21 protein-coding genes are annotated in these 26,061 nt (G+C 71.0%); 15 read left to right on the forward strand and 6 right to left on the reverse strand.

Annotation, left to right across the window (positions count from 1 at the left end; all coding sequences use genetic code 11):
- Positions 1 to 97 precede the first annotated feature (97 nt).
- Positions 98 to 622 carry an SgcJ/EcaC family oxidoreductase gene (locus CYQ11_RS20415; RefSeq protein ID WP_099201383.1) on the reverse strand — a complete coding sequence of 175 codons (525 nt, stop codon included), beginning with the start codon at positions 620 to 622 and terminating at the stop codon, positions 98 to 100.
- A gap of 329 nt (positions 623 to 951) precedes the next feature.
- Between CYQ11_RS20415 and CYQ11_RS20420 the strand changes: the two genes are divergently transcribed.
- The 6 genes from CYQ11_RS20420 to CYQ11_RS20445 all read left to right on the forward strand — a co-directional run bounded on the left by CYQ11_RS20420 (position 952) and on the right by CYQ11_RS20445 (position 7,834).
- Positions 952 to 1,704: a GntR family transcriptional regulator gene (locus CYQ11_RS20420; RefSeq protein WP_099201382.1), complete on the forward strand. Its 753-nt coding sequence runs from the start codon at positions 952 to 954 to the stop codon at positions 1,702 to 1,704.
- 281 nt (positions 1,705 to 1,985) lie between these two features.
- Positions 1,986 to 3,629 carry an APC family permease gene (locus CYQ11_RS20425; RefSeq protein WP_099201381.1) on the forward strand — a complete coding sequence of 548 codons (1,644 nt, stop codon included), beginning with the start codon at positions 1,986 to 1,988 and terminating at the stop codon, positions 3,627 to 3,629.
- Positions 3,630 to 3,782: 153 nt separating this feature from the next.
- Complete coding sequence (locus CYQ11_RS20430; protein WP_099201380.1) at positions 3,783 to 3,962, forward strand: hypothetical protein; 180 nt, start codon at positions 3,783 to 3,785, stop codon at positions 3,960 to 3,962.
- Positions 3,963 to 4,093: 131 nt separating this feature from the next.
- The gene (locus tag CYQ11_RS20435) at positions 4,094 to 4,519 is read left to right on the forward strand and encodes a (deoxy)nucleoside triphosphate pyrophosphohydrolase (protein WP_099201379.1); all 426 of its coding nucleotides are present in this window, start codon (positions 4,094 to 4,096) and stop codon (positions 4,517 to 4,519) included.
- A gap of 193 nt (positions 4,520 to 4,712) precedes the next feature.
- Entirely contained in the window at positions 4,713 to 5,132 is a 420-nt protein-coding gene (locus CYQ11_RS20440; protein WP_099201378.1) for an ATP-binding protein, read from the forward strand.
- A 131-nt stretch (positions 5,133 to 5,263) separates the two neighbouring features.
- Positions 5,264 to 7,834 (forward strand): SpoIIE family protein phosphatase, encoded by a 2,571-nt coding sequence (locus CYQ11_RS20445; protein ID WP_240003580.1) that lies wholly within the window; start codon positions 5,264 to 5,266, stop codon positions 7,832 to 7,834.
- Between the two features lie 25 nt (positions 7,835 to 7,859).
- On the opposite strand, the gene CYQ11_RS20450 is transcribed toward CYQ11_RS20445, so the two are convergent.
- The 5 genes from CYQ11_RS20450 to CYQ11_RS20470 all read right to left on the reverse strand — a co-directional run bounded on the left by CYQ11_RS20450 (position 7,860) and on the right by CYQ11_RS20470 (position 13,748).
- Entirely contained in the window at positions 7,860 to 9,734 is a 1,875-nt protein-coding gene (locus tag CYQ11_RS20450; protein ID WP_099201376.1) for a TPM domain-containing protein, read from the reverse strand.
- Positions 9,735 to 9,801: 67 nt separating this feature from the next.
- Complete coding sequence (locus CYQ11_RS20455; protein WP_099201375.1) at positions 9,802 to 10,569, reverse strand: succinate dehydrogenase/fumarate reductase iron-sulfur subunit; 768 nt, start codon at positions 10,567 to 10,569, stop codon at positions 9,802 to 9,804.
- On the reverse strand, positions 10,566 to 12,521 hold the full coding sequence (locus CYQ11_RS20460; protein ID WP_099201374.1) for a fumarate reductase/succinate dehydrogenase flavoprotein subunit: 1,956 nt from the start codon (positions 12,519 to 12,521) through the stop codon (positions 10,566 to 10,568). Before CYQ11_RS20460 ends, CYQ11_RS20455 begins: the two co-directional genes overlap by 4 nt.
- Positions 12,522 to 12,539: 18 nt before the next feature.
- Complete coding sequence (locus CYQ11_RS20465; protein WP_099201373.1) at positions 12,540 to 13,385, reverse strand: succinate dehydrogenase subunit SdhC; 846 nt, start codon at positions 13,383 to 13,385, stop codon at positions 12,540 to 12,542.
- A gap of 57 nt (positions 13,386 to 13,442) precedes the next feature.
- A complete protein-coding gene (locus CYQ11_RS20470; RefSeq protein ID WP_099201372.1) occupies positions 13,443 to 13,748 on the reverse strand; it encodes an Rv0250c family protein in 306 nt (101 codons plus the stop codon).
- A 299-nt stretch (positions 13,749 to 14,047) separates the two neighbouring features.
- Here CYQ11_RS20470 and CYQ11_RS20475 point away from each other — a divergent pair, with 299 nt between their 5' ends.
- The 9 genes from CYQ11_RS20475 (at position 14,048) to CYQ11_RS20515 (ending at position 25,961) form a co-directional block, all read left to right on the forward strand.
- On the forward strand, positions 14,048 to 15,964 hold the full coding sequence (locus CYQ11_RS20475; RefSeq protein WP_099201371.1) for an ABC transporter family substrate-binding protein: 1,917 nt from the start codon (positions 14,048 to 14,050) through the stop codon (positions 15,962 to 15,964).
- Positions 15,965 to 16,168: 204 nt separating this feature from the next.
- On the forward strand, positions 16,169 to 18,076 hold the full coding sequence (typA, locus tag CYQ11_RS20480) for a translational GTPase TypA (protein WP_099201370.1): 1,908 nt from the start codon (positions 16,169 to 16,171) through the stop codon (positions 18,074 to 18,076).
- A 577-nt stretch (positions 18,077 to 18,653) separates the two neighbouring features.
- On the forward strand, positions 18,654 to 20,279 hold the full coding sequence (locus tag CYQ11_RS20485) for a peptide ABC transporter substrate-binding protein (protein WP_099201369.1): 1,626 nt from the start codon (positions 18,654 to 18,656) through the stop codon (positions 20,277 to 20,279).
- Between the two features lie 89 nt (positions 20,280 to 20,368).
- A complete protein-coding gene (locus tag CYQ11_RS20490; protein WP_099201368.1) occupies positions 20,369 to 21,295 on the forward strand; it encodes an ABC transporter permease in 927 nt (308 codons plus the stop codon).
- Positions 21,288 to 22,229 carry an ABC transporter permease gene (locus CYQ11_RS20495; protein WP_099201367.1) on the forward strand — a complete coding sequence of 314 codons (942 nt, stop codon included), beginning with the start codon at positions 21,288 to 21,290 and terminating at the stop codon, positions 22,227 to 22,229. Before CYQ11_RS20490 ends, CYQ11_RS20495 begins: the two co-directional genes overlap by 8 nt.
- Positions 22,230 to 22,240: 11 nt before the next feature.
- Positions 22,241 to 23,299: an ABC transporter ATP-binding protein gene (locus tag CYQ11_RS20500; RefSeq protein ID WP_099201366.1), complete on the forward strand. Its 1,059-nt coding sequence runs from the start codon at positions 22,241 to 22,243 to the stop codon at positions 23,297 to 23,299.
- Complete coding sequence (locus CYQ11_RS20505; RefSeq protein WP_099201365.1) at positions 23,292 to 24,443, forward strand: ABC transporter ATP-binding protein; 1,152 nt, start codon at positions 23,292 to 23,294, stop codon at positions 24,441 to 24,443. Before CYQ11_RS20500 ends, CYQ11_RS20505 begins: the two co-directional genes overlap by 8 nt.
- A gap of 118 nt (positions 24,444 to 24,561) precedes the next feature.
- Positions 24,562 to 25,422, forward strand: coding sequence for an ATP-grasp domain-containing protein (locus tag CYQ11_RS20510; RefSeq protein ID WP_099201364.1), 861 nt, complete (start codon positions 24,562 to 24,564; stop codon positions 25,420 to 25,422).
- Between the two features lie 14 nt (positions 25,423 to 25,436).
- Complete coding sequence (locus tag CYQ11_RS20515) at positions 25,437 to 25,961, forward strand: hypothetical protein (protein ID WP_146104722.1); 525 nt, start codon at positions 25,437 to 25,439, stop codon at positions 25,959 to 25,961.
- The last annotated feature ends 100 nt before the right edge of the window (positions 25,962 to 26,061 follow it).

The following is a 26,061-nucleotide window of genomic DNA, read 5'->3' on the forward strand; positions in this document are numbered from 1 at the left end:
CCTCGTGTGCTGGGACGACCTCGAAACCTCCGTCGCGCGCCGCACGCAAGGGGCCGGCTCCTGGGGAGCCGGCCCCTTCGGCGTACCGCCGCGCGCCTTACGGCACCACCGACGAGTGGTGGTTGACGATCAGCCAGTGCCGGCCGTGCCGCTCGTAGACGAACGTGTAGCGGGCGTCCACCTTGCTGGTCTTGCCGTGCTTGTCCGTCAGGGTGAACTGGTACAGGCCGGTGTCGATGGCCGCGCTGGGACTGAGCACGGTGATGCGCCGCTGCTGGATCCTGCCCTGGGGCCGTTGCTGGAGGAAGTACTCGAAGTAGTCGACGATCTCTTCGTGCGTGGTGCGGACCTGCGCGGAGGCGGTCGGCAGGAGGACGGCGTCGCGCGCGTAGCGCGCGGCGACGACATGGGCGTCCCGGGTGGCCAGCGCCGCGTTCCACCGGTCGAAGAGGGCGGCGATCTGCCTCGTGGTGGGCCTGGCGGCGGCGTGCGGGTGGGCGGCGGCGTGCCGGGGTGCGTGCGGGGGAGGGGGCGAGCTCGCGGCCGCGTGGGCCGGGCCCGCGCCGGCGAGCAGGACCGCGGCGGTGACGATCGCCGTCCGGACGGGGGTTCTCCGTGTCATGGGTTCTCCGGGGATCCTCAAGGGAACGTGCGGAAGCGGAACGCTCGCGCGGGGGAATCGGCCTCGGTCACCAGCGTCACCTCCGGCCGGGCCCGGGGCACTCCTGAGGTGGCAATCGGGGGAGGGCTCGGTCGTCGCACTGTGTCGTGGACGTATACGCATAGTTGCGGACATGCCGTCGGTGCGTGCTGCCCGCATGTGCCCGGGTGCGACGCCCGTGCGGCCCTGAGCTGCGCATCGCTACCTCTCGTTATGCATTGGCCAGAAGTTGCGGACCGCAACGTTCGGTTGCCAAGCTGTTGCAGACTGTCAACCCCCCGGGAGTGGACGTGGCCTTCGGTGACCAGCCCGCATACCTTCGCGTCGCCGGCGATCTCCGGCAGAAGATCGTGGCGGGTGAGCTGCCTCCGCACACGCGGCTGCCGTCCCAGGCGCGCATCCGAGAGCAGTACGGCGTCTCCGACACCGTGGCCCTGGAGGCCCGCAAGGTCCTCATGGCCGAGGGCCTCGTCGAGGGCCGCTCCGGCTCGGGCACGTACGTGCGCGAGCAACCCGTCCCCCGCGCCCTGGTGCGGACCGGCTACCGCGCGGCCGGGGAGTCCACCCCGTTCCGGCAGGAGCAGGCCGACGACCGGGTCAAGGGCACCTGGGAGTCCCGCAGCGAGCAGGGGGTCGCGGACGCGGCCGTCGCGCGGCGGCTGCGGATCGCCCCGGGCGACCGGGTGATGCGCACCGACTACCTGTTCCGGTCGCAGGGGGAGCCCTGCATGCTCTCGACCTCCTGGGAGCCCCTGGCGCTGACCGGCCGGACGCCGGTGATGCTGCCCGAGGAGGGGCCGCTGGCCGGGCGGGGGGTGGTGGAGCGCATGGCCGCCATCGACCTGATCGTGGACAACGTCACCGAGGAGGTCGGGGCGCGCCCCGGGCTCGCCGAGGAGACGCTCGCGCTCGGCGGGGTGCCGGGCCACTGCGTGCTCGTGGTCTCGCGGACGTACTTCGCCGGCGGCTGCCCGGTGGAGACGGCCGATGTGATCACGCTCGCCGAGCGGCACCGGGTGGCCTACCACCTCCCGGTGAAGTAGCGATGGCGCGCGGATGAACTGATCACGAACAGGCGACGAAACTGACGCCGAAGTCAGTCCGGCACGCCCCGGAGACCCCCTCACAGGTCCGTACCAGCGAGTAGGAACTGTGGCTTTTGCATCGTTTGGTGGCTATACGGAACCTGTCACTTCGATGTTGCAAAACTCACAGACTCCCAGGTCAGGGCCTTTTGGTGGAACCAAACTGGCCAAATCGCTCGTACGATGGCGCGGTTTGTGTCCTGCCGTGGGGGAGTTAGAAAGCAAAGGAGATCCGGGGCTTGAGTACCGAACGGGGTTCGACCTCCAATTACCGCCGGACTCTGGGCACGACGGCGCTGACCGCCGTCGGCCTGGGGTCGATCATCGGCTCCGGCTGGCTGTTCGGTGCCGAGCGTGCCGCCGTGCTGGCCGGCCCGGCCGCCATCTTTGCCTGGGTCATCGGCGCCGTCGTGGCGCTGACCATCGCCCTGACGTACACCGAGCTCGGCTCGATGTTCCCCAAGGCGGGCGGCATGGTGCGTTACGGGCAGTTCTCGCACGGCTCGCTGGCCGGTTACATGGCGGCGTGGGCGAACTGGATCGCCATCGTGTCCGTCATCCCTGGTGAGGCGACCGCGTCGATCCAGTACATGAGCTCGTGGAAGTTCGACTGGGCGGGCAAGCTCTTCGACGGCAAGGAGCTCACGGGCACCGGCCTCGCCGCCGCCAGCGTCCTGGTCGTCTTCTACTTCTTCCTGAACTGGTTCGCGATCACCCTGTTCGCCAAGACGAACAACGCGATCACCGTGTTCAAGGTCGTGGTGCCGGCGCTGACCGCGGGCGCGCTGATCTTCGCGCACTTCGACACCAGCAACGTCGGCTCCGCCCACGGCGGGTTCGCCCCCAACGGCTGGAGCGCCGTCTTCAGCGCCGTCGCCGTCGCGGGCATCGTCTGGGCCTTCAACGGCTTCCAGTCGCCGCTGAACATGGCCGCCGAGGCCCGCAACCCCGGCAAGTCGCTGCCGAAGGCCGTCGTCGGTTCCATCCTGATCGCGCTGGTCATCTACATCGCGCTGCAGGTCGCCTTCCTGATGGCCGTCCCGGCCGCGGACCTCTCCGGCGGCTGGAACACCCTGGCGTACAAGTCCCCGCTGGCCGACCTCTCCATCACCTGGGGCCTGAACTGGCTCGCGCTGCTGCTGTACGCGGACGCCTTCATCTCCCCGTCGGGCACCGGCATGATCTACGCGGCCACCACCTCGCGCATGATCAACGGCGTCCAGGAGAACGGCCACCTGCCGAAGGTCTTCGGCAAGGTCGACCCCAAGACCGGCGTCCCGAAGCCGGCCCTGCTGCTCAACCTGGTGATCTCCTTCATCTTCCTCGCCGTCTTCCGCGGCTGGGGCTCGATAGCCGAGATCGTCGGTGTCGCCACCGTCATCTCCTACATCACCGGCCCCGTCGCCGTGATGTCGCTGCGCCGCATCGCGCCGGACATGAAGCGCCCGGTCAAGCTCAAGGCCATGCCGGTCATCGCCCCGGTCGCGATGATCTTCGGTTCCCTGGTCATGTACTGGGCCCGCTGGCCGCTCACGGGCAAGGTCATCTTCATCATGGCCATCGGCCTGCCGATCTGGGCCTGGTACGAGCTGCGCAAGCCGTGGGCCGAGCTGAAGCCGCACCTTCAGGCGGGCGCCTGGATGGTCACCTACCTGCTCGTCATGGCGGTGGTCTCCTGGGCCGGCGGCACCGAGTTCGGCGGCAAGGGCTACCTTCCGCAGGGCGTGGACATCGCCGTCGTTGTCCTGATTGCTCTCGTCTTCTACGTGTGGGGCGTGCGCAGCGCGTGGCGCAACCCGACCCTTGTTCAGGTCGAGGAGGAAATGAAGGCCGTCGCCGAGTCCGACGAGGCCGCGGAGTCGGAGCTGGCCACGGTCAAGTGACCCCGGCGGGTGGCCGAATGCGTACCTCTTCGTGAAAACCCGTATCCGCTGCGTAAAGGTCGGGCGTACGCTCGGGCATATGCGGACTGCGGTTTCTTCGGAAGTCACCGAAGGGCGTGCGCCGGTGCGCGCGGCGACGGGAGGGCAGGGGCGATGACTGACACCGGACCGGTCCTGCCCTGGCTGGTGATCCGCCAGGACGAGAACGGCAACCGCTACCGCGTCGGCCGCTACGCCACCCGCATGGAGGCGGAGCGCGTGGCCGACCGGCTGGACGCCCACGGTCACCGCCAGCTCTACATAGTCGAGCGGGTCGGCCGCGCGGTCACCTGACCGCTCGTCGTCCCGGCGCGGCGCGCGAAGGCGCGTACCGCCCGGCGGCGTGCGCCCCCGGGCGGCCCGTCCCCGGCTCCCGCTCCACCCAGGGCCCGGCGCGAAGGCGCCGGGCCCTAGGCTTTCCCCCCATGACGACTTCCGTACGTGTCGTGGTGGGCGGGGCCGTGCTGCACCAGGGCCGGCTGCTCGCCGCGCGGCGCAGCGCCCCGCCCGAGCTCGCCGGCCGCTGGGAGCTGCCCGGCGGCAAGATGGAGCCCGGCGAGACGCCCCAGGAGGCGCTCGTGCGGGAGCTGCGCGAGGAGCTGGGCGTCGAGGCCGAGCCCCTGGAGCGCATCGAGGGGGAGTGGCCCCTGAAGCCCCCCTACGTCCTCCACGTGTGGACGGCGCGGTTGCTGTCGGGCGAGCCCCGCCCCCTGGAGGACCACGACGAGCTGCGCTGGCTCACCCCGGACCGGATCGACGAGGTCGACTGGCTGGAGCAGGACCGCCCCGCCGTGGCGGCAGCCGTACGACTGCTCGCCGCGGCCGGGGAACCGCCCCGGCAGCCCCGCTGAGCCGCCTCCGTGCTGCCGCGCTCACCTCGCTGACCTGCGACGCCCGCACAAAGGGCGGAGGGTGTCTACGCCGAATGCACCCCTTCTCGCGGACGGCTGCGAAGAAAGAAGATACTCACGCCCCTATATCGGGTATGTGCTGATTATTATCCCCAAAGCCGGACATGCCGGAGGGGTCGCAGCGGGCTGGGAAGTGGTCGGCGTGAGTGACGGCGCGGAGACCTTGGCATCGACGCCCGGCTTCGCGGAGTGGAGCTTCCCCGCCGAGCCCGGAGCCGTACGCACCGCGCGCACGCTGGTGCGCGACACGCTCCGCGAGTGGGGCATGCACGCGCTCACGGACGTGACGGTGCTGCTGGTCAGCGAGCTGGTCACCAACTCCCTGCGGTACGCCAGCGGCCCCATCGGCGTCCGCATGTACTCCCGCGCCGGCCCCTTCCTCCTCGTCGAGGTGTCCGACCCGCTGCCCGAGCCGCCGCGCGAACGCGTCGCCGCCGAGGACGACGAGGGCGGCCGCGGACTCCAACTCGTGGCGCTGGCCTCGCGCCGTTGGGGTACCCGTCCCGGCAACACCGGTAAGACAGTGTGGTTCGAGCTCGCCCTGCCCGGTTAGTAACCCGGGGAGGAGACATAGCGGGTCGAGACCGTGCTGTGATCGTGAAGTCCGTGTTCCGAAGGGCCCCTGTGCTGGATACTCGGCCTTCTGATGCCGGTGCGAGCACAAGAGCCGGAGGGGACGGGCACGTGAGCGAGAAGCCAGCGGGTACGGCGGACAGGTCAGAGGGAACGGACGCCACGTCAACGTGGCAGAACAGTCCGCCCGGTTCCCTCTACGACCACATCCGCGTGGCGTCGTTCTCCCTCGGCCCCGACGGCCGGATCGAGCAGTGGAGCGAGCGGGCGGCCGAACTCTTCGGAACAGCGGCCCGGCACGCCGTCGGCAAGGACCCGATGGAGGTCCTCACGCCCGTGGACCCCCACCACCGGCGGCACCGCCCCGCCGTGCCCTTCCTGGCCGAGGGCGGCCTGGACGGCCGCGCCTGGACCGGCCTCGTCCCCTACCAGCGGGGCGACCGCCAACAGGGCGTCGCCGAGATCTATGTGATGCCCAGTGAGAACGCCGTCGGGGACCGTGCCGCGCTCTGCGTCGCGGTCGACGTCAAAGCCCTGCGGGGAATAGAGACCGACATCGCCGCGGCGGAAGCCGTTTTCGGCCAATCTCCGCTGGGGTTCTTCTTCTTCGGCACGGATCTGACCCTGCTGCGCGTCAACGAGAGTTTCGCCCAGACTTTCGGCCGCCCCGCCGCCTGGCACCGCGGCCGCACCCCGCACGACTTCCTGCCGCGCCCGGAGGCCGACCGGCTGACCGCGGCCCTGCGCCAGGTCCTCGACAGCGGCAAACCGGTGGCCGACATCCAACTGGTCGGCCCGGTGCCCGGCAACAGCGAGCGGCGCCGCTGGTCCGTCTCGCTCTACCGGCTGCACAGCGGCAGCGGCCGGCCCATCGGCGTGGCCGCCCTCGCCACCGACGTCACCGGACGGCGCCGTGCCGAGCGCGAGGCCGCGGGTGTGCGCCGCAACCTGGCCCTGCTCAACGAGGCCGGCGCCCGCATCGGCAACTCCCTGGACCTGGAGACCACCGCCCGCGAACTCCTGGACGTCGCCGTCCCCCAGTTCTGCGACCTCGCCTCCGTCGACCTCTACCAGGGCCTGCTCGCCGGCGACGAGGCCCCGCCCGGCCTCGCCGACGGCAGCGCGGAACTGCGCCGCGTCGCCTACTCCAGCGCCGTCTCCGGAGCCCCCGTGGACCCCGACCACAAGCCCATCCAGGTCGGCGAGGTGCACCGCTATCCCTTTCACTCCCCCTGCGCCCAGGCCCTGCGCACCGCCCAGGTCCAGGTCGTCCCCGGCCGGGAGGGCGACGACGGCCCGGAGCTGGGCGCCGTCGTGCAGTGCACGCTCGCCGTGCCGATGGTCGCCCGCGACACCGTCGTGGGGCTCGCCCAGTTCTCCCGCACCAAGGGCAGCGAGCCCTTCGGGGAACGGGACACCGCCCTCGCCGTCGAGCTGGCCGCCCGCGCCGCCGTCTGCATCGACAACGCCCGCCTCTACCGGCGCGAGCACGAGCGGGCCCTGATGCTCCAGCGCAGCCTGCTGCCCCCGGGCGACCCCGAGGCGGCCGGCGTGGAGATTGCCTGCCGCTACCTGCCCGGCAACGCCGCCACCGAGGTGGGCGGCGACTGGTTCGACGTCATCGAACTGCCCGGACACCGCACGGCTCTCGTCGTCGGCGACGTCATGGGCCGCGGCCTGCGGGCCGCGGTCGCCATGGGCGAGCTGCGCACGGCCGTGCGCACCCTGGCCATGCTCGACCTGGAGCCCGCCGAGGTGCTCTCCGCCCTGGACGAGATCGCCCACGGCCTCGGACGCCCCGGCGGCAAGCAGTCCGCCTCCCGCGGGGTGCGCGGGAGCGTGCGCCCCGCCGACCTCTCCGAGGTCTACCTCGCGACGTGCGTCTACGCGGTCTACGACCCGGTGACGCGCCGCTGCACCGTCGCCAACGCCGGTCACCTGCCGCCGGTCCTGGTCGAGGCTGGCGAGCCGGCGATGCTCCTGGAGGTCCCGCCCGGGATGCCGCTGGGCGTGGGCGGCGAGCCCTTCGAGGAGACCGAGATCGAGCTGCCCGACGGCGCCCTGCTCGCCCTCTACACCGACGGCCTCGTCGAATCCCGCGACCACCCGCTGGACGAGGGCCTCCAGGCCTTCCGCGAGGCCCTCGCCGACCCCGAACGGCCGCTGGAGGACGTCTGCGACCACGTCCTCGGCGCCCTGGACACCCACCACGGCGAGGACGACATCGCGCTCCTGATGGCCCGTCTGCGGGGTCTGCGCCCCGGTTGCGCCGGCGACTGGACCCTGCCGCCCGAGCCGCGCTCGGTGGCCCGCGCCCGGGAGCTGGCGCGGGCGCAGCTGGAGACGTGGGGCCTGACCGACCTCGTCGACACCACGGAACTGCTGGTGAGCGAGCTGGTCACCAACGCCCTGCGGTACGGGGAGGGCGAGATCCGGCTGCGGCTGCTGCTGGACCGCACCCTGGTCTGCGAGGTGTGGGACGGCGGCCACGTCCAGCCGCGGCGGCGGCGGGCGCGCGACACGGACGAGGGCGGGCGGGGGCTCCAGCTGGTGGGGCTGCTCAGCGCGGCCTGGGGCAGCCGCCGGATCCCGCACGGCAAGACGGTCTGGTTCGAGCTGGCGCTCCCGGACGACGACTCGCCGGCGCCGGACGCGGTGGAGGCGCTGCTGAGCCTGTACTGAGCCGGGGGAGCCGGCGCTCGGGGCCTCAGCCCGCCAGTCGCCCCCGGGTCGCGCCCCCGCCGAAGGTGGCCGGCAGCAGGCCGGTCAGGATGATGCCCCCCACCACCGCGCCCCCCAGCGCCCGGGCCGGCGAGGGGGCGTCCGGGGCGTACGGCGTGCCGTACGCCTCCACGTCCTGCTCCGCCAGGGCGCGGGCCTGGCGGGCGAGGGTGTCCGCCCGGTCCGCGTGCCCGAGGGACAGGTGGCGCTCCGCCTCCGCCAGCCGGGTGCGCGCCCGGCAGCCGATCGCCCCCCGGTGGGTGCCGATGAAGTCCCGGGCCGCCGCCACCTCCGCCCGGGCGGCGAGCACCGCCCGCGCCGGCCGGCCCGGCAGCGCCGCCGTGTCGAGGCGGCGCAGCAGGGCGGGGACGTCGCAGGGGCCGCGGGCCAGCTCCCGTCGCACCTCCGCCAGCACCGCCCGCGCGGCCGGCACCGCCGCGGCCTCCGTCAGGGCGTCGCGCAGCCGGGCCGCTGCCGCCGTGAGGTCGTGGGTGTGCCGGAGCGTGGCGAGGGTGAGGGTGCGGGCCTGGGCGAGGGCGGCCTCGGCCGCGCGCAGCGAGAGGGCCGTTTGGGAGGCGTCGCGGGCGGCCAGGGCGGCGCGGGCCTCCTCCAGGGCGGTGGCGGCGAAGGTGAGGCGGTCGAGGGCCTCGGCGGGGTGGCCGGCGACGGGGGCGAGGGCGCTGGGCGCGTGGTGGGGGGCGAGAGCGGCCAGGGCGGCCTCGGCGGTGTCGACGCGGGGTGCGAGGGCCCGGGCGGTGGCCTCGGCCCGTTCGAGGATGGCGCGGGCGTTGGCCCGGGGGGCGCGGAGCCGGTCGAAGGCCTCCGACTCGGCGTCCAGCCGCCGGTTGGCGCTGGTGCAGCGGGAGCAGATCTCGTCCAGGGCGTGGCGGCGGAAGCCGTCGTCCTCCTGCGGGGCGTCGTCGAGCCGCTGCCGCAGCCGGAAGGCGTCGGCGAGCTCGCCCCTGGCGTAGGCCACGGCCTCGGCGAACGGGCGGGTGGCGGCCTCGCCCGACTGTATGGCGGCGAAGAGGAGTTCCTCGGCGCTGGTGCGCACGGCGTCGTCGGTGTCGACGAGGTTGCGCGCGGCCTCGGCCTCCAGTTCCGGCAGGGGGGTGAGCGGCTGGACCATGCGGGCGAGGCCCGGCTCGGTGGTCGCGGTGGTGAGCACGGGGCGGCCCCGCCCGGACCGGCGCAGCCGGACGGACTGGGTGTGCCGGGAGCAGAGGTAGAGCCCGGCGAGCCCGGCGCCGGCCGCCCCGGCCACCGGCATCCACACCCCGTGGTCGCCGGGCACGAGCCCGTCGCCGCCGGGGTCGCTGCTGCCGGGCCGGATGCGGGGGGTGCGGACGGGGGAGCCCTCGAGCACGGCCGCGTAGCCCGCGGCGGCGCCGACGGCGGCGCCGGCCCAGTCGTGCTGGGCGAGGGCGGGGGCGATGGCGGTGACGGAGACCTTCTGGATCTGGGCCTTGCGGAAGCCGGAGTCCTTGTCGGCCGAGACGGCGTACTGGCGGTGGTGGGTGGCGACGGCCAGCAGCACGTCGTGCGGGCCGAGGCCGTTGCGGTCGGCGGTGGCGTCCGCCCAGGCGCGGCCGGAGCGGCCGGAGAAGTCGCGCACGTAGGTGACGTAGAGCCGGACGTGGTGGTGGGTGTACAGCCGGTCGAGCGCGGCCTCGACCTGGCCGCGGCGGCGGCCGAGCGCCCCGACCGTGTCCGTGATGCGGCCGGAGGCGTCCAGGTCGAGGGGCGTGTCCGCGCGGGCGGCGACCACGGCCGGAAGCAGCACGGCGCACAGCGCGAGGAGGGCGCCGAGCAGGGCCCGGCTCGGCGCCCCCGGCCCGTGCCCACCCGAAAGCCGCGTCACATTTTGGAGCGTATGACCGTATTGGTGGGTCCGCTACTGGGAAGGCCCGAGCTTTTACGGAGGGTGATCACTCCTTGCGGCGGCGGATCTTGCTGCCCAGCCAGACCAGCGGATCGTAGGACCGGTCCACCACCCGTTCCTTCAGCGGGATCAGGGCGTTGTCCGTGATCTTGATGTGCTCGGGGCAGACCTCCGTGCAGCACTTGGTGATGTTGCAGTAGCCCAGGCCGTGGTCCTCCCGCGCCCCCTGCCTGCGGTCCACGCCGGCCTCGTCCGCGGCGTCCAGCGGGTGCATGTCCAGCTCCGCCACGCGCATCAGGAAACGCGGGCCGGCGAAGTTGGTCTTGTTCTCCTCGTGGTCCCGCACCACGTGGCAGGTGTTCTGGCACAGGAAGCACTCGATGCACTTGCGGAACTCCTGAATCCGCCCCACGTCCTCCTGCCGCATCCGGTACTCGCCCGGCTTCAGCCGGGCCGGCGGCACGAAGGACGGCACCTCGCGCGCCTTGACGTAGTTGTACGACACGTCCGTCACCAGGTCCCGGGTCACCGGGAAGGTCCGCATGGGGGTGACGGTGACCGTCTCGGCCGGGTCGAAGACCGACATCCGGGTCATGCACATCAGCCGCGGCCGGCCGTTGATCTCCGCGCTGCACGAGCCGCACTTGCCCGCCTTGCAGTTCCAGCGGACCGCGAGGTCCGGCGCGGCCGTGGCCTGGAGACGGTGGATGATGTCGAGGACGACCTCGCCCTCGTGGACGGCCACCTCGTAGTCGACGAGACCACCACCGTCCGCATCACCCCGCCACACCTTGAAGCGGGCCTGGTAACTCATGAAGTGAGCTCCTCGTCGGTCAGGTACTTCGCCAGCTCCTCCTTCTCGAAAAGGGCCAGCAGGTCTTCCCGGATCGCCGGGGTCTCGCGCCGCTCCAGCCGGATCAGGCCCAGGGCCGAGTCCGTCACCGCGGGCCCCGTGGACTCGTCCGCCAGCCGGCAGACCAGGTTGACCCGCCGCCAGCGGCGGTCCATCCCCGGATGGTCGTCCCGGGTGTGCCCGCCGCGGCTCTCCGTGCGCTCCAGCGCCGCCCGCGCCACGCACTCGCTGACCAGCAGCATGTTGCGCAGGTCCAGGGCCAGGTGCCAGCCGGGGTTGAACTGCCGGTGCCCCTCCACCCCGGCCCGCCGCGCCCGCGCCCGCAGCCCGGCCAGCCGGTGGAGCGCCTCCTCCATCTCGCCGGCCCGCCGGATGATGCCGACCAGGTCGCTCATCGACTGCTGGAGCTCCTGGTGGAGGGTGTACGGGTTCTCGGCCGGGCCGTGCGAGACGCTCGGGTCGCCGCCCTCCGCCCCGAACGGGCGCAGCGCCTCCGCCGCCGCCAGCTCGACGTCGGCCTCCGAGACGGCCGGCGTCGCACCGGTCGCGAAGGCGGCCGCGTACTTCGCCGCGTACAGCCCCGCGCGCCGCCCGAAGACCAGCAGGTCGGACAGCGAGTTGCCGCCGAGCCGGTTGGAGCCGTGCATCCCGCCGGCCACCTCGCCCGCCGCGAACAGGCCCGGCACCCCGCAGGCGGCGGCGGTGTCCGGGTCGACCTCGACGCCGCCCATCACGTAGTGGCAGGTGGGGCCGACCTCCATGGGCTCGGCCGTGATGTCCACGTCCGCCAGCTCCTTGAACTGGTGGTGCATGGACGGCAGCTTCCGCTTGATCGCCTCGGCCGGCATCCGGGTGGACACGTCCAGGAACACCCCGCCGTGCGGGGAGCCGCGCCCGGCCTTGACCTCGGCGTTGATGGCGCGGGCCACCTCGTCGCGGGGCAGCAGCTCGGGCGGTCTGCGGTTGTGGTCGGGGTCGGTGTACCAGCGGTCGCCCTCGGCCTCCGACTCGGCGTACTTCTCCTTGAAGACGTCCGGGACGTAGTCGAACATGAACCGCTTGCCGTCGCTGTTGCGCAGCACCCCGCCGTCGCCGCGCACCGACTCGGTGACCAGGATCCCCTTCACCGACGGCGGCCAGACCATGCCCGTGGGGTGGAACTGCACGAACTCCATGTTGACCAGCCGCGCCCCCGCCAGCAGCGCCAGCGCGTGCCCGTCACCGGTGTACTCCCAGGAGTTCGACGTCACCTTGAAGGACTTGCCGATGCCGCCGGTGGCCAGCACCACGGCCGGCGCCTCGATCACGAAGAAACGGCCCGACTCGCGCTCGTAGCCGAAGACGCCGGACACCCGTCGGCCCTTGGGGCCGTCCTCCCTCAGCACGCGGGTGACCGTGCACTCCTGAAAGACCTTCAGGCGGGCTTCGTAGTCGCCGTAGGCCCGGTGGTCCTCCTGCTGGAGCGAGACGATCTTCTGCTGGAGGGTGCGGATCAGCTCCAGGCCCGTGCGGTCGCCCACGTGGGCCAGCCGCGGGTACTCGTGCCCGCCGAAGTTGCGCTGGGAGATCCGCCCGTCGACCGTGCGGTCGAAGACCGCGCCCCAGGTCTCCAGCTCCCAGACCCGGTCGGGGGCCTCCTGGGCGTGCAGCTCCGCCATCCGCCAGTTGTTGAGGAACTTGCCGCCGCGCATGGTGTCGCGGAAGTGCACCTGCCAGTTGTCGTTGCCGTTGACGTTGGCCATCGAGGCGGCGATGCCGCCCTCCGCCATCACCGTATGCGCCTTGCCGAACAGCGACTTGCAGATCACCGCGCAGCGCAGTCCCTGCTCGCGGGCCTCGATGGCGGCGCGCAGCCCGGCGCCGCCCGCCCCCACCACGACCACGTCCCAGGACTGCCGGTCCACCCGTGTCATCGAAAAGAAGTCCCTCTCCTAGAAGAAGCGCGGATCGTCGAAGGCGCCGCTGGCGACCAGGTAGACGTAGAAGTCGGCGACCGCCACGCTCACCAGCGACGCCCAGGCCAGCTGCATGTGGCGGGCGTTGAGCACCCCGACCCAGCCCCACAGGCGGTAGCGCACCGGATGCCGGGAGAAGTTGCGCAGCCTGCCGCCGACGATGTGCCGGCAGGAGTGGCAGGAGAGGGTGTACGCCCAGATCAGCGCGACGTTGGCGAGGAGCACGAGCGTGCCCAGACCCATGTGGCCCCAGGCCCCGTCCTCGTCGCGGAAGCCGAGGAGGGCGTCGTAGGTGAGGACGCCCGCGACGAGCACCGCGAAGTAGAAGAAGTAGCGGTGGACGTTCTGGAGGATCAGCGGGAAGCGGGTCTCGCCGCTGTACTTCGCGTGCGGCTCCGGCACCGCGCAGGCCGGGGGCGACGCCCAGAAGCCGCGGTAGTACGCCTTGCGGTAGTAGTAGCAGGTCAGCCGGAAGCCCAGCGGGAAGATCAGCACCAGCAGGGCGGGCGACAGCCGCCACCACGAGCCCACGATCTCCCAGTCCGCCCCGGCGGGCATGTCCACGCAGTTCGCCGCGAGACAGGGCGAGTAGAACGGGGAGACGTACGGGGCGGCGTAGTAGTCGTCGCCGGCGAAGGCCCGCCAGGTGGAGTACACGATGAACGCGAGCAGCCCCGCGGCGGTGACGGCGGGGGCCAGCCACCAGCGGTCACCGCGCAGGTGGCGGGCCGGGATGGCGGCGCGGGAGGCGTGGTCGACGCCGCGGCCCGCGGGGCGCCCCGCGGTCGCGGCGGAGGCTTGGGGGTCGGTACCAGTGGCCAAGGAGGACTCCGGTCAGGAGTGAGGGAACGGTGTGGTCGCGCCGCTGCCTGGGCGGACTCAGGGCGCGTGGCCGGTCGGGGAGCCGAGCCCCTCGTCCTGCGCGTCCGTCCACAGCGAGGCGTCGTAGGGGGCGTCGGAGATCTGCACCATCGCTTCGCGCGGCAGCCGCTCCACGTGGACGCCGCCCGGGCCGCAGCCGTCGGGGCTCAGCAGGGCCACGCTCTCCCGCAGGTGACCGGCGTCCGTACGGACCCGCCGCACGTCGAGGCCGCCCCTGCCCAGGCGCTGCTCGATCCGCCCGATCGCCCGGTCGAGATCGTCGAGACAGCGCTGCATCATCGTCAATTCATCTTTAACGGACATGATTTGGCCTTCCGCCTCGGCGGTCGCGGGTGGCGCCCTGTCATGCGACTGAGAGTGTCGCGCGTCACACCCCTTGAGGGGAAGATAGCCGTCCTGATCGCGCCTTCGCGGGAGCGCATTCCCCGGCCGCCCCTTTGGCTGGTGAACGTTCGTCCAGGCGGGTGGCGTGCGCGCCGGCGGCGCCGTGTCGGCACGTCTTCGCCCGGGGCGTCGCTTTCAGTGGGCCGCGAAAGATGCGATCAGCTGCGCGGACGCGACGGCTGTGAACGATCCCGGACCGTCCGGCGGAGGTAGCACCCATGTCGTCCATGCGCACACGGTCCCGTACGCACCGCCCCGCCGTTCTCCTCGCGGCCGTGGTCCTGCTTCCGCTGCCCGCCCTGGCCGGCTGTGCCGGCGGCAGGGCCGGCGACGAGGGCGAGGGCCCCGCGGCCCCCCGCGACATCGCCACCGCCGCCCGCGCCAAGGTCGCCGACAAAGGCACCCTGACCTGGGCCGTCGACGCACTGCCCGCCACCTTCAACGTCTTCCAGGCCGACGCGGACGCGGCGGCGCAGAAGGTCGCCCAGGCGGCACTGCCCACCCTGTTCACCCTCGACGAGCGCGGGCGCCCGCAGCGCAACCCCGACTACCTGAAGGCCGCCGAGCTCTTCCATCGCAAGCCCCGGCAGGTCGTGGTCTACAAGCTGAACCCCAGGGCCGTCTGGAGCGACGGCAGCGCGATCACCGCCGCCGACTTCGAGGCCCAGTGGAAGGCGCTGCGCGGCAAGGACAGCGCGTTCTGGACGGCCCGCAACGCGGGGTACGACCGGATCGACCGCGTCGAGCGCGGGGCGAACGACCGCGAGGTCAAGGTCACGTTCGCGAAGAGCTACGCCGACTGGCCCGCCCTGTTCACCCCGCTGTACCCGCGGTCGGTCATGGGCAGCGGCGGCGCCTTCAACGACTCGGCCCGCAAGGAGCTCAAGGTCGGCGCCGGCCCGTTCAAGGTCGGCGCCCGCGACCAGAAGCAGAACACCCTCACGCTCGTGCGCAACCCCAGGTGGTGGGGCGATCCCGCCAAGCTCGACCGGCTCGTGCTGCGGGCCGTGCCGCGCGAGCAGCGGGTCGAGGCCCTGGCGAGCGGCAAGGCGGACCTGGCCGAGATCAGCCCGGCCGGCGCCGAGCGCATCATCAAGGCGAACACCCCGCCCAAGAAGGGGGACGGCGCCAACAAGCCCGTGGCCGCCGACGCGACGGCGCTGCGCGGCCTCGTCGTCCGCAAGTCCCTGGAGCCCGCCTACACCCAGCTCGCCCTCAACGGCTCCTCCGGCCCGCTCGCCGACGAGCGCGTCCGGCGGGCCGTCGCCCGGGCCGTCGACCGCAAGGCCCTCGCCGAGTTCGTCCTCACGCCGCTGGGCCTGCCCGCCGAGCCCATGGGCAGCCACGTCCTGGTGGCCGGCCAGGAGGGCTACGAGGACAACAGCGACGCGATCGGCGCCCCGGACCCCCGGGCCGCCCAGGCGCTGCTGGCGGACGCCGGCTGGAAGGAGGGCCACGGCGCGGCCCCCCGGAAGAAGGCGCTGGGCCAGGTGCCCCCGGCCGGCCACCGGCCGGACCTGGAGGCCCCGGCCGGCCAGGTCACCGGCGCCGGCGACGGCAAGAGCGCCGGCGACAGCGGCGGGAAGGCGGCCGCCGCCCCGGCCCGCTTCAAGGACGGCAAGAAGCTGATGCTCCGCTTCGTTCTGCCCAAGGGCGCCGGGGCCGAGCCGCTGCGGGCCGTCGGCGAGCGGATCGCCCGGCAGCTGGACGCGATCGGCGTCCGCACGGAGATCGTGGGCGTCGACGACGCCTCCTTCTTCAAGGACCACATCGCCTCCGGCGACTTCGACCTGGCGCTGTACGGCTGGCCCACGGGCGCCTACCCGGCCACCGACGCCCGGCCGATCTTCGCCAAGCCGCAGCCCGCGGCCGACGGCTCGCTCCAGGTCGAGCAGAACTACACCCGGGTCGGCACCGACCAGATCGACCGGCTCTTCGACCAGGCCTCCACGGAGCTGGACCAGGAGGCGTCCCGGGACCTGGTGGCACGGGCGGACGCCCGCATCTGGGCGGCCGCCGGCTCGATCCCCCTCTACCAGCGGCCGGAGCTGGTGGGCGTGCGCAAGACGGTCGTCAACGCCGGAGCCTTCGGGCTGGCGACGCCGCGCTACCAGGACATGGGATTCGCGCGCTGAGGGGTCCCCAGGCTCCCGGGGAGCCGCTTCCAGGAACGAATACCGCTGCATCATCCCAGGTCAAGGCGGTCATCACCGGCCCTGGGGGGCCGAAGGCGGCGACGCCCCGTACCATGGAAGTGGCCGCGGCGTGATTAGCCCGGCGGGCGCGCGTGCCGGACCGTACGCGCCGCCATCCACGATTCCGGGAGAAGCGCCGCAAGTATGCCCACCCGCCACGACATCCGTAACGTCGCCATCGTCGCCCACGTCGACCACGGCAAGACGACCATCGTCGACGCCATGCTCAAGCAGGCCGGTGCCTTCGCCGCGCACCAGCTCGAGTCCGTCGACGACCGCGTCATGGACTCGAACGACCTGGAGCGTGAGAAGGGCATCACGATCCTCGCCAAGAACACGGCGGTGAAGTACCACCCCAAGGACGGCGGGGACCCGATCACGATCAACATCATCGACACCCCCGGCCACGCCGACTTCGGTGGCGAGGTCGAGCGCGGTCTGTCGATGGTGGACGCGGTCGTCCTGCTCGTCGACGCCTCCGAGGGCCCGCTGCCGCAGACCCGCTTCGTGCTCCGCAAGGCGCTCCAGCAGCGGAAGCCGGTCATCCTGTGCATCAACAAGACGGACCGCCCGGACTCCCGCATCGACGAGGTCGTCAACGAGACGTACGACCTCTTCCTCGACCTGGACGCCGACGAGGACCAGATCGAGTTCCCGATCGTCTACGCCTGCGGCCGTGACGGCGTCGCCTCGCTGACCAAGCCGGAGGACGGCACCGTCCCCGCGGACAGCACCAACCTGGAGCCGTTCTTCTCCACCATCCTGGAGCACGTCCCGGCCCCGACGTACGAGGAGGACGCGCCGCTCCAGGCCCACGTCACCAACCTCGACGCCGACAACTTCCTCGGCCGCATCGCGCTGCTCCGCGTCGAGCAGGGCGAGCTGCGCAAGGGCCAGACGGTCGCGTGGATCAAGCGCGACGGCTCGATCCAGAACGTCCGCATCACCGAGCTGATGATGACCGAGGCGCTCACCCGCAAGCCGGCCGAGGTGGCCGGCCCCGGTGACATCTGCGCGGTCGCCGGCATCCCCGAGATCATGATCGGTGAGACCCTGGCCGACCCGGAGAACCCGGTCGCGCTGCCCCTGATCACGGTCGACGAGCCGGCGATCTCCATGACCATCGGTACCAACACCTCGCCGCTGGTCGGCCGTGGCGGCACCGGCAAGGGCGCGGACGCGAAGGCCGCGGTCAAGGACCGCAAGGTCACGGCCCGTCAGGTCAAGGACCGTCTGGACCGCGAGCTGATCGGTAACGTCTCGCTGCGCGTCCTGGACACCGAGCGCCCCGACGCCTGGGAGGTGCAGGGCCGCGGTGAGCTGGCGCTGGCCATCCTGGTCGAGCAGATGCGCCGCGAGGGCTTCGAGATGACGATCGGCAAGCCGCAGGTCGTCACCAAGGAGGTCGACGGCAAGACCTACGAGCCGGTCGAGCGCATGACGATCGACGTGCCCGAGGAGCACATGGGCGCCGTCACCCAGCTCATGGGTGTCCGCAAGGGCCGGATGGACAACATGTCCAACCACGGCTCCGGCTGGGTCCGCATGGAGTTCGTCGTCCCGTCCCGTGGCCTGATCGGCTTCCGTACGGAGTTCCTGACGAACACCCGCGGCACCGGCATCGCCCACTCCATCCACGAGGGCCACGAGCCGTGGTTCGGCACCCTGCAGACCCGTAACAACGGTTCGCTGGTCGCCGACCGCGCCGGTGCCGTCACCGCCTTCGCGATGACGAACCTCCAGGAGCGCGGCGTGCTCTTCACCGACCCGGGCACCGAGGTGTACGAGGGCATGATCGTCGGCGAGAACTCGCGCTCCGACGACATGGACGTCAACATCACCAAGGAGAAGAAGCTCACCAACATGCGCTCCTCCTCCGCCGACTCCTTCGAGGCGATCGTCCCGCCGCGCAAGCTGTCGCTGGAGCAGTCCCTGGAGTTCTGCCGCGACGACGAGTGCGTCGAGGTGACCCCGGAGGCGGTCCGCATCCGCAAGGTCGTCCTGGACCAGAAGGAGCGCGGCCGCACGGCCTCGCGCGCCAAGCACGGCTGACGGTTCTCCGTGGTCGCGTAACCGTCCGACCGAACGGGCCCGGTGCCCCCGCACTTCACGCGGGGCGCCGGGCCCGTTCGCGTTCTGGGCCCCCGCGGGGGTGCTCGTCCTCGCCCGTGCGCGGGGGTCCTCGCGCGGGCGCCGGTTTGCCTGATCGGATCCTCGGTTCGCATGCGGCCGCGGCCGAGGCTCTGGAACCATCGGCGGGGGAAGATCACCGATACACCGTCAGGCTTCGGCCAATCTCCCCGCGCAGGGCCCGGATAGCGGACGGATAACGCCGGATGTCGTGTTAACAGTCCGTTTCGTCGGTGTCTGCCTGGGTTGCCTTTGTCCGGATTTCGAACCTGACGGGGTGATCGATGTGACCAAAGCGAGACCCTATAAGAGTGGTTTAAAGGGCGGACGTACTTAATAGTTGGGTTCACTGAGCTCGGGTCAATGGGTCACGCGCTGTGGGGAGCGCCGACTCACGAGCACACTCGAGGTGCCGGTTCCCGTCTCCGCTGTCAGGGGTGTCAGCGGGGGGCCGGCGCCTCTCCTGTAGTGATACGTGGACTCCTGAGGAGGCAAGCCAATGCGCGGTGCCAAGAGTGCTGTCTGGGTCGCGGGTGCGATAACTGTCGCGATGACTGCGACCGCCTGTGGCGGCGGTGGAAGCAGCAGTGATGACAATGCGGCTGTTGACCCCAACGGCACCTACACGTATTACAACACCGAGCCGCAGAACACGCTGATCCCCAGCAACACCAATGAGACCGGTGGCGGCTACATCGTCAAGAACCTCTTCCGCGGCCTCGTCGACTTCGACGAGAAGGGCAAGCTGCGGAACATGGCTGCCGAGAGCGTGGAGAGCCCTGACAACAAGGTCTTCACGGTCAAGCTGAAGCAGGGCTGGACCTTCCACAACGGCGAGCCGATGACGGCCGCTTCCTTCGTGGACGCCTGGAACTGGGGCGCCAACGCCAAGAACGCGCAGCTCAACTCCTCCTGGTTCGCGGACATCAAGGGCTACGACGCCGTCCACCCGGAGAAGGGCGACCCCTCGGCCGACAAGCTCGAGGGTCTGAAGATCGTCAACGACAACGAGTTCACGATCGAGCTGTCGCACCCGGTCTCGACCTTCAAGGAGCGCCTCTTCTACGACGCGTTCTTCCCGCTCCCCAAGTCCTTCTACAAGGACCCGAAGGGGTTCGGCGAGCACCCGGTCGGCAACGGCCCGTACATGCAGGACGGCGACTGGCAGCACAAGGTCGAGTTCAAGACCAAGAAGTTCGACGCCTACAAGGGTGAGGACAAGCCCAAGAACGGCGGCGTGATCTTCAAGTTCTACAACAAGGACGACGCGGCCTACAACGACCTCGTCTCCGACAAGCTGGACGTCATGTTCCAGGTGCCGACCTCGGTCATGAACCAGTACAAGAACGACCTGGGCGACCGCGCCGTCGACCAGATGTACGGCGGCAACACCAACATCGCCTTCCCGCTGTACCAGGAGGAGTGGGCGAAGCCGGAGAAGGCCAAGGTCCGTCAGGGCCTGTCCCTGGCGATCGACCGCGAGACCATCGCCAAGACCGCCCTCAAGGGCTCGAAGGACGCGGCCGACGGCTGGACCCCGAAGGTCGTCGAGGGCTACCAGCCCAACTCCTGTGGCGAGTTCTGCAAGTTCGACCCGGCCAAGGCCAAGGAGCTGATCAAGGCCGGCGGCGGCGTCCCCGGCAACAAGATCACCATCACCTACAACGTCGACGGCGGCCACAAGGAGTGGGTCGACGCCGTCTGCAACGACATCCGCCAGAACACCGGTGTCGAGTGCGTGGGTGACCCGAAGCCGACCTTCCAGCAGGTGCGCGCCGACATCACCGAGAAGAAGATGACGAGCGCGTTCCGGATGGCCTGGGTCCAGGACTTCCCGAACATCTCCAACTTCATCGCGGAGCAGTACCGCACCGGTGCCGGCGCGAACGACATGGCGTTCAGCGACAAGGGCCTGGACGACCTGATGAAGCAGGCCGACGAGGCCAAGACCGTCGAGGACTCCAACAAGATCTACCACCAGGTCGAGGCCAAGCTCGCCGAGCAGATGCCCTCCATCCCGCTCTTCTTCGACCACACCAAGGCCGGCTACTCGAAGAAGGTGAAGAACGTCAAGTTCGACACCTTCCGCCAGGCCATCTGGACCGAGGTCGAGGTCAAGAAGTAACCCGGGAAGCTGCAGTGACGGAGGCCCAGTGACCGCCGCCCCACGGGGGAGGCGGGCCACTGGGCCCCGTCGGCGACAGGAGGAACACCATGGGGCGATTTGTCGCGCGGCGACTGCTCCAGATGATCCCGGTCTTCATCGGGACCACTTTGCTCATTTTCTTGATGGTCTATTCGCTGCCCGGCGACCCCGTCAAGGCACTCTTCGGAAGTAAGGCCGCCGACCCGGCGACCGTCGAAAGGCTCCGGCACGAGTTCGGGCTCGACAAGCCCCTGCTCGAGCAGTACTGGAACTACCTGACCGGTCTGTTCCAGGGCGACTTCGGCAAGAGCTTCACCGGCCGGCCGGTCGCCGACCTGATGGCCGACGCGTTCCCCGTGACCATCCGCCTGGCGCTCCTCGCGTTCGGCATCGAGCTGGTCCTCGGCATCTCGCTCGGCATGCTGACGGGCCTCAAGCGCGGCAAGCTGGTCGACCAGCTCGTGCTCGTGCTCACCCTGATCGTGGTCTCGATCCCCGTCTTCGTGATCGGCTTCCTCACCCAGTTCGCGCTGGGCATGAAGTGGAAGCTCATCACCCCGACGGTCCAGGACTCCATGGACGTCGGCCAGTTGATGGTGCCCGCCGCGGTGCTGGCGGCGCTGTCCCTCGCGTACGTCACGCGACTGACGCGGACCACGGTCGTGGAGAACCTGCGCGCCGACTTCATGCGCACGGCCGTGGCCAAGGGCCTGCCGCGGCGCCGGGTGATCGGAGTGCACCTGATGCGCAACTCCCTCATCCCCGTCGTCACGTTCCTCGGCACCGACCTCGGCATGCTGATGGGCGGCGCGATCGTCACGGAGGGCATCTTCAACGTCCAGGGCGTGGGCAACACGCTCTACCGGGCCATCCAGACCAGCGAGGGCCCGACCGTGGTCGGCATCGTGACCGTGCTCGTTCTCGTCTACCTCGTGAGCAGCCTGGTCGTCGACCTGCTGTACGCCGTCCTGGACCCGAGGATCCGCTATGCCTGAGAAGACCTTGACGCCCGAGGCCCCCGGGCCGGAGTCCGTTGTCCTGGCCGCGCCGGAGACCGTGCAGAACAAGCCCCGCAGCCTCGGCCAGGACGCCTGGCGCGAGCTGCGCAGCAGCCCGCTGTTCTGGATCTCCTCCGGGCTGCTGGTGCTGTTCATCTTCATGGCGGCCTTCCCGAGCGTGTTCACCGACGTGGACCCGCGCCACGCCGACCTGCGGAACCACTTCCTCGGCAAGCCGAACTGGACGCACTTCTTCCAGGAGGACTGGTTCGGCTACAACATCCAGGGCCAGAGCGTCTACGCCCGTACGGTCTACGGCGCCCGCGCCTCGATCATCGTCGGCATCTGCGTGACGCTCGCCGTCACGATCCTCGGTGGCCTCGTCGGCATGCTCGCCGGCTACTTCGGTGGCTGGGTGGACGCCCTGCTGTCCCGCGTCACGGACATCTTCTTCGGCATCCCGCTGCTGCTCGGCGGTCTGGTCACGCTGCAGGCGTTCACCCACCGCACCGTGTGGACGGTGGTGTTCGGCCTCACGCTCTTCGGCTGGATGCAGATCGCGCGCGTCATGCGCGGTGCCGTCATCACGCAGAAGCAGGCGGACTTCGTGACGGCAGCACGCGCACTCGGCGCGGGCACCGGCCGCATCCTGTTCCGGCACATCCTGCCGAACGCGATCGGCCCGGTGATCGTCGTCTCGACCATCGCGCTCGGCGGCTACATCTCCACCGAGGCGACCCTGTCCTACCTGGGCATCGGTCTTCAGGACCCGGTCATCTCCTGGGGTGTGGACATCTCGGACGCACAGAAGAACCTGCGTGACGCCCCGCACAACCTGCTGGTCCCGGCCACGTTCCTGAGCCTGACCGTGCTCGCGTTCATCCTGCTCGGCGACGCGGTGCGCGACGCCCTCGACCCCAAGCTGCGCTGAGGGAGGCGTACGTGACCACAACTGAGAAGACCGCGAACGTCCCCGAGCCCAGGGCCGGGGACGCGGACGGCACCCCCCTGCTGGAAGTCCGCGACCTGCACGTGGAGTTCCACACCCGGGACGGCGTGGCCAAGGCCGTCAACGGCGTCAACTACTCCGTCAACGCCGGTGAGACGCTGGCCGTGCTCGGCGAGTCCGGTTCCGGCAAGTCGGTGACCGCGCAGGCCGTCATGGGCATCCTCGACATGCCGCCGGGCAAGATCCCGCAGGGCGAGATCCTCTTCCGCGGCCAGGACATGCTGAAGATGTCCGCCGAGGAGCGCCGCAAGATCCGTGGCAGCAAGATCGCCATGATCTTCCAGGACGCGCTGTCCTCGCTGAACCCCGTGCTGAGCGTGGGCTACCAGCTCGGCGAGATGTTCCGCGTGCACCAGGGCCTCTCCAAGAAGGAGGCCAAGGCCAAGGCCATCGAGCTGATGGACCGGGTCCGCATCCCGGCCGCCAAGGAGCGTGTGGGGGACTACCCCCACCAGTTCTCCGGCGGCATGCGGCAGCGCATCATGATCGCCATGGCGCTGGCGCTGGAGCCGGACCTGATCATCGCGGACGAGCCGACGACGGCGCTGGACGTCACCGTCCAGGCCCAGGTGATGGACCTGCTCGCGGAGCTCCAGCGCGAGTACAACATGGGCCTGATCCTCATCACCCACGACCTGGGTGTGGTCGCCGACGTCGCCGACAAGATCGCGGTGATGTACGCGGGCCGGATCGTGGAGACGGCGCCGGTGCACGAGCTGTACAAGCGCCCCGCCCACCCGTACACCCGGGGTCTGCTGGACTCGATCCCGCGCCTGGACCAGAAGGGCCAGGAGCTCTACGCGATCAAGGGCCTGCCGCCCAACCTCCTGCGCATCCCCACCGGCTGCGCGTTCAACCCGCGCTGCCCCAAGGCGCAGGACATCTGCCGCACCGAGACGCCGGCCCTGCTGGACGTCACGGAGCGGGACGGCGCGGCGCTGCCCGGTCGACGGAGCGCCTGCCACTTCTGGAAGGAGACGATCCATGGCTGAGACCGGCAAGAAGGACGAGGCCGTGGCCGAGGCGACGCCGAACGTCTCCGAGGTGGAGGTCAGCGACGCGAGCACGACCGCCGAGGTGGAGGCCGTCCTGGACGCCCCCGTCGAGCGCGGCGAGCCGATCCTTCAGGTGCGCAACCTGGTCAAGCACTTCCCGCTCACCCAGGGCATCCTCTTCAAGAAGCAGGTCGGCGCGGTCAAGGCCGTCGACGGCGTCTCCTTCGACCTCTACCAGGGCGAGACGCTGGGCATCGTCGGCGAGTCCGGCTGTGGCAAGTCCACGGTCGCCAAGCTGCTGATGACCCTGGAGACGGCCACGTCGGGTGAGGTCTTCTACAAGGGCCAGGACATCACCAAGCTGTCCGGGCGCGCGCTGAAGGCCGTCCGCCGGAACATCCAGATGGTCTTCCAGGACCCGTACACGTCGCTGAACCCGCGCATGACGGTCGGCGACATCATCGGGGAGCCCTTCGACATCCACCCCGAGGTGGCTCCGAAGGGCGACCGGCGCAAGCGCGTCCGGGAGCTCCTGGACGTCGTGGGCCTCAACCCGGAGTACATCAACCGCTACCCGCACCAGTTCTCGGGCGGTCAGCGGCAGCGCATCGGCATCGCGCGCGGCCTGGCGCTGAACCCGGAGATCATCATCTGCGACGAGCCCGTCTCGGCGCTCGACGTGTCGGTGCAGGCGCAGGTCATCAACCTGATGGAGAAGCTCCAGGACGAGTTCAACCTCTCCTACCTCTTCATCGCGCACGACCTGTCCATCGTGCGGCACATCTCCGACCGGGTCGGCGTGATGTACCTCGGCAAGATGGCCGAGATCGGTACGGACGCGGCGATCTACGACCACCCGACGCACCCGTACACGCAGGCGCTGCTGTCGGCCGTCCCGGTCCCCGACCCGGACGCCCGAGAGGGCCGCGAGCGGATCATCCTCACCGGCGACGTCCCGTCCCCGGCGAACCCGCCGTCCGGCTGCCGCTTCCGCACCCGCTGCTGGAAGGCGCAGGACAAGTGCGCCGAGGAGGTGCCGCTGCTGGCGGTGCCGGAGGTCTTCGTGGGGAAGAAGACGCCGGCCGCGCACGAGTCGGCGTGCCACTTCGCGGAGGAGAAGCAGGTGGTGGGCGCGGCGTAGCCGCCGTCCCGCATCGCTTGTGCGGGGGCTCTCCCGGCTGGACGCCGGGGGAGCCCCTTTTTCCGTGCGTACGGGCGGGCGGGTAGGTTTCGGTGCAGACGATCACCAGGAGAGCTCCATGCCGCCCGCCGCCCCCCGGCCCCGCGTTCTGTACGTCACCGACCTGGCCTACGAGGCCCGGGGGCGCCGGTACTGCGACGAGGACATCTACCTCTCGTCCCGGCTGCGCGAGGACTTCGACCTCGCGCTGTGCCACCCGCTGGACGCGGCCGCGCTGACGGAGACGGGCGCCTTCGACGCGGTCGTGGTCCGCAACAGCGGTCCCGTCCTGCACTACCAGGCCGCCTACGACGACTTCCGCGCCCGGGCGGCACGGTGCGGGGCGCGCGTCTACAACGAGCTGACGGGCAAGGCCGACATGGCCGGCAAGCAGTACCTGGTCGACCTGAGCGCGGCCGGCCACCCGGTCATCCCGACGGCCGACCGTGCCGAGGACCTGACGAGGCTGCCCGAGGTGGCCGAGTACGTGGCCAAGCCGAAGGCCGGGGCCGACTCGATCGGGCTGCGGTTCGTCCCCCGGGACGACCTGGGCGCCCTGGACTTCGAGGGCGGCGTCCTCGTCCAGCCGCGCGTCCGCTTCCGCTACGAGGTCTCGTTCTACTTCGTCGACCACGCCTTCCAGTACGCACTCCACGCGCCGGACCCGGAGCGCCGGTGGGCCCTGGAGCGGTACGAGCCGACGGCGGAGGACCTGGCCTTCGCCCAGGGTTTCATCGACTGGAACGCCGTCGAACACGGCATCCAGCGGGTGGACGCCTGCCGCACGCCGGAGGGCGAGCTGCTCCTCGTCGAGCTGGAGGACCTCAACCCGTACCTGTCGCTGGACCTGCTGGACGAGGCGTCGCGGGACGCGTTCGTGGTGAGCGTGAAGGAGTCGCTGCGGGGGCTGCTGGCGGCGCCGGCGGCGGGCACGCGGTGATGGCGGCGGACCGGATGGATCCGGCGGACCGGGTGGATCCGGCGGACCGGATGGACCCGGCGGACCCGACGCCCCCGCCCCCGTCCAGGAGCAGGGCGAGGAAGTGGCTCGTCGCCCTCGTCGTGACGGTGGTCCTCGGCGGCCTGGCGTACTGGGTCGCCGGCGTCAGGCGGGCGCTCGACGAGGGGCCGCAGCGGCGCGCGGTGGCCTGCTCGAAGGCCATGTCGACCATCGGCTGGGAGCTCCCGGAGAGTGCGAGCGACCAGGCGTGCACCTCGCTCACCGGCTTGAGGGGCGGCACCTGGTCGGGGACCTTCCGCATGGCGCGCGCCGACGTGCGACCCTGGCTCGCGTCACTCCCCGGGAAACACGGGGCGGTGGACGGAGCCGCTCCCGACGGCGTGGTGGAGCGGGAGGACGGGCTCACCCTGAGGGTCGAGGAGCCGCCGGGCACTCCTCAGGCCGACGAGGTGAGGGTGCGCGTCCACGGGGAGGGGCGGGACGGGGCCGTCGTCTCCTTCGAGACGTTCGACTTCTAGCGAGTCCGGTGGGTCGGTGTGGCCCTGCGGTGTCCGGTGCCGGGGCACCTCCCAGCGGTAGCTGGGGAGCCACAGGTCCCTGCTGACCCATCGCACACCC

Source organism: Streptomyces cinnamoneus, from assembly GCF_002939475.1.
Classification (GTDB): domain Bacteria; phylum Actinomycetota; class Actinomycetes; order Streptomycetales; family Streptomycetaceae; genus Streptomyces; species Streptomyces cinnamoneus_A.

Excerpts from the sequence above, each read along its gene's own strand:
- CYQ11_RS20485 (WP_099201369.1), top strand. The coding sequence starts at position 18,654 with ATGCGCGGTGCCAAGAGTGCTGTCTGGGTCGCGGGTGCGATAACTGTC.
- CYQ11_RS20510 (WP_099201364.1), top strand. The coding sequence starts at position 24,562 with ATGCCGCCCGCCGCCCCCCGGCCCCGCGTTCTGTACGTCACCGACCTG.
- CYQ11_RS20490 (WP_099201368.1), top strand. The coding sequence starts at position 20,369 with ATGGGGCGATTTGTCGCGCGGCGACTGCTCCAGATGATCCCGGTCTTC.
- CYQ11_RS20470 (WP_099201372.1), bottom strand. The coding sequence starts at position 13,748 with ATGTCCGTTAAAGATGAATTGACGATGATGCAGCGCTGTCTCGACGAT.
- CYQ11_RS20415 (WP_099201383.1), bottom strand. The coding sequence starts at position 622 with ATGACACGGAGAACCCCCGTCCGGACGGCGATCGTCACCGCCGCGGTC.
- CYQ11_RS20460 (WP_099201374.1), bottom strand. The coding sequence starts at position 12,521 with ATGACACGGGTGGACCGGCAGTCCTGGGACGTGGTCGTGGTGGGGGCG.
- typA (WP_099201370.1), top strand. The coding sequence starts at position 16,169 with ATGCCCACCCGCCACGACATCCGTAACGTCGCCATCGTCGCCCACGTC.
- CYQ11_RS20475 (WP_099201371.1), top strand. The coding sequence starts at position 14,048 with ATGTCGTCCATGCGCACACGGTCCCGTACGCACCGCCCCGCCGTTCTC.
- CYQ11_RS20455 (WP_099201375.1), bottom strand. The coding sequence starts at position 10,569 with ATGAGTTACCAGGCCCGCTTCAAGGTGTGGCGGGGTGATGCGGACGGT.
- CYQ11_RS20505 (WP_099201365.1), top strand. The coding sequence starts at position 23,292 with ATGGCTGAGACCGGCAAGAAGGACGAGGCCGTGGCCGAGGCGACGCCG.
- CYQ11_RS20430 (WP_099201380.1), top strand. The coding sequence starts at position 3,783 with ATGACTGACACCGGACCGGTCCTGCCCTGGCTGGTGATCCGCCAGGAC.
- CYQ11_RS20495 (WP_099201367.1), top strand. The coding sequence starts at position 21,288 with ATGCCTGAGAAGACCTTGACGCCCGAGGCCCCCGGGCCGGAGTCCGTT.
- CYQ11_RS20515 (WP_146104722.1), top strand. The coding sequence starts at position 25,437 with ATGGATCCGGCGGACCGGGTGGATCCGGCGGACCGGATGGACCCGGCG.
- CYQ11_RS20435 (WP_099201379.1), top strand. The coding sequence starts at position 4,094 with ATGACGACTTCCGTACGTGTCGTGGTGGGCGGGGCCGTGCTGCACCAG.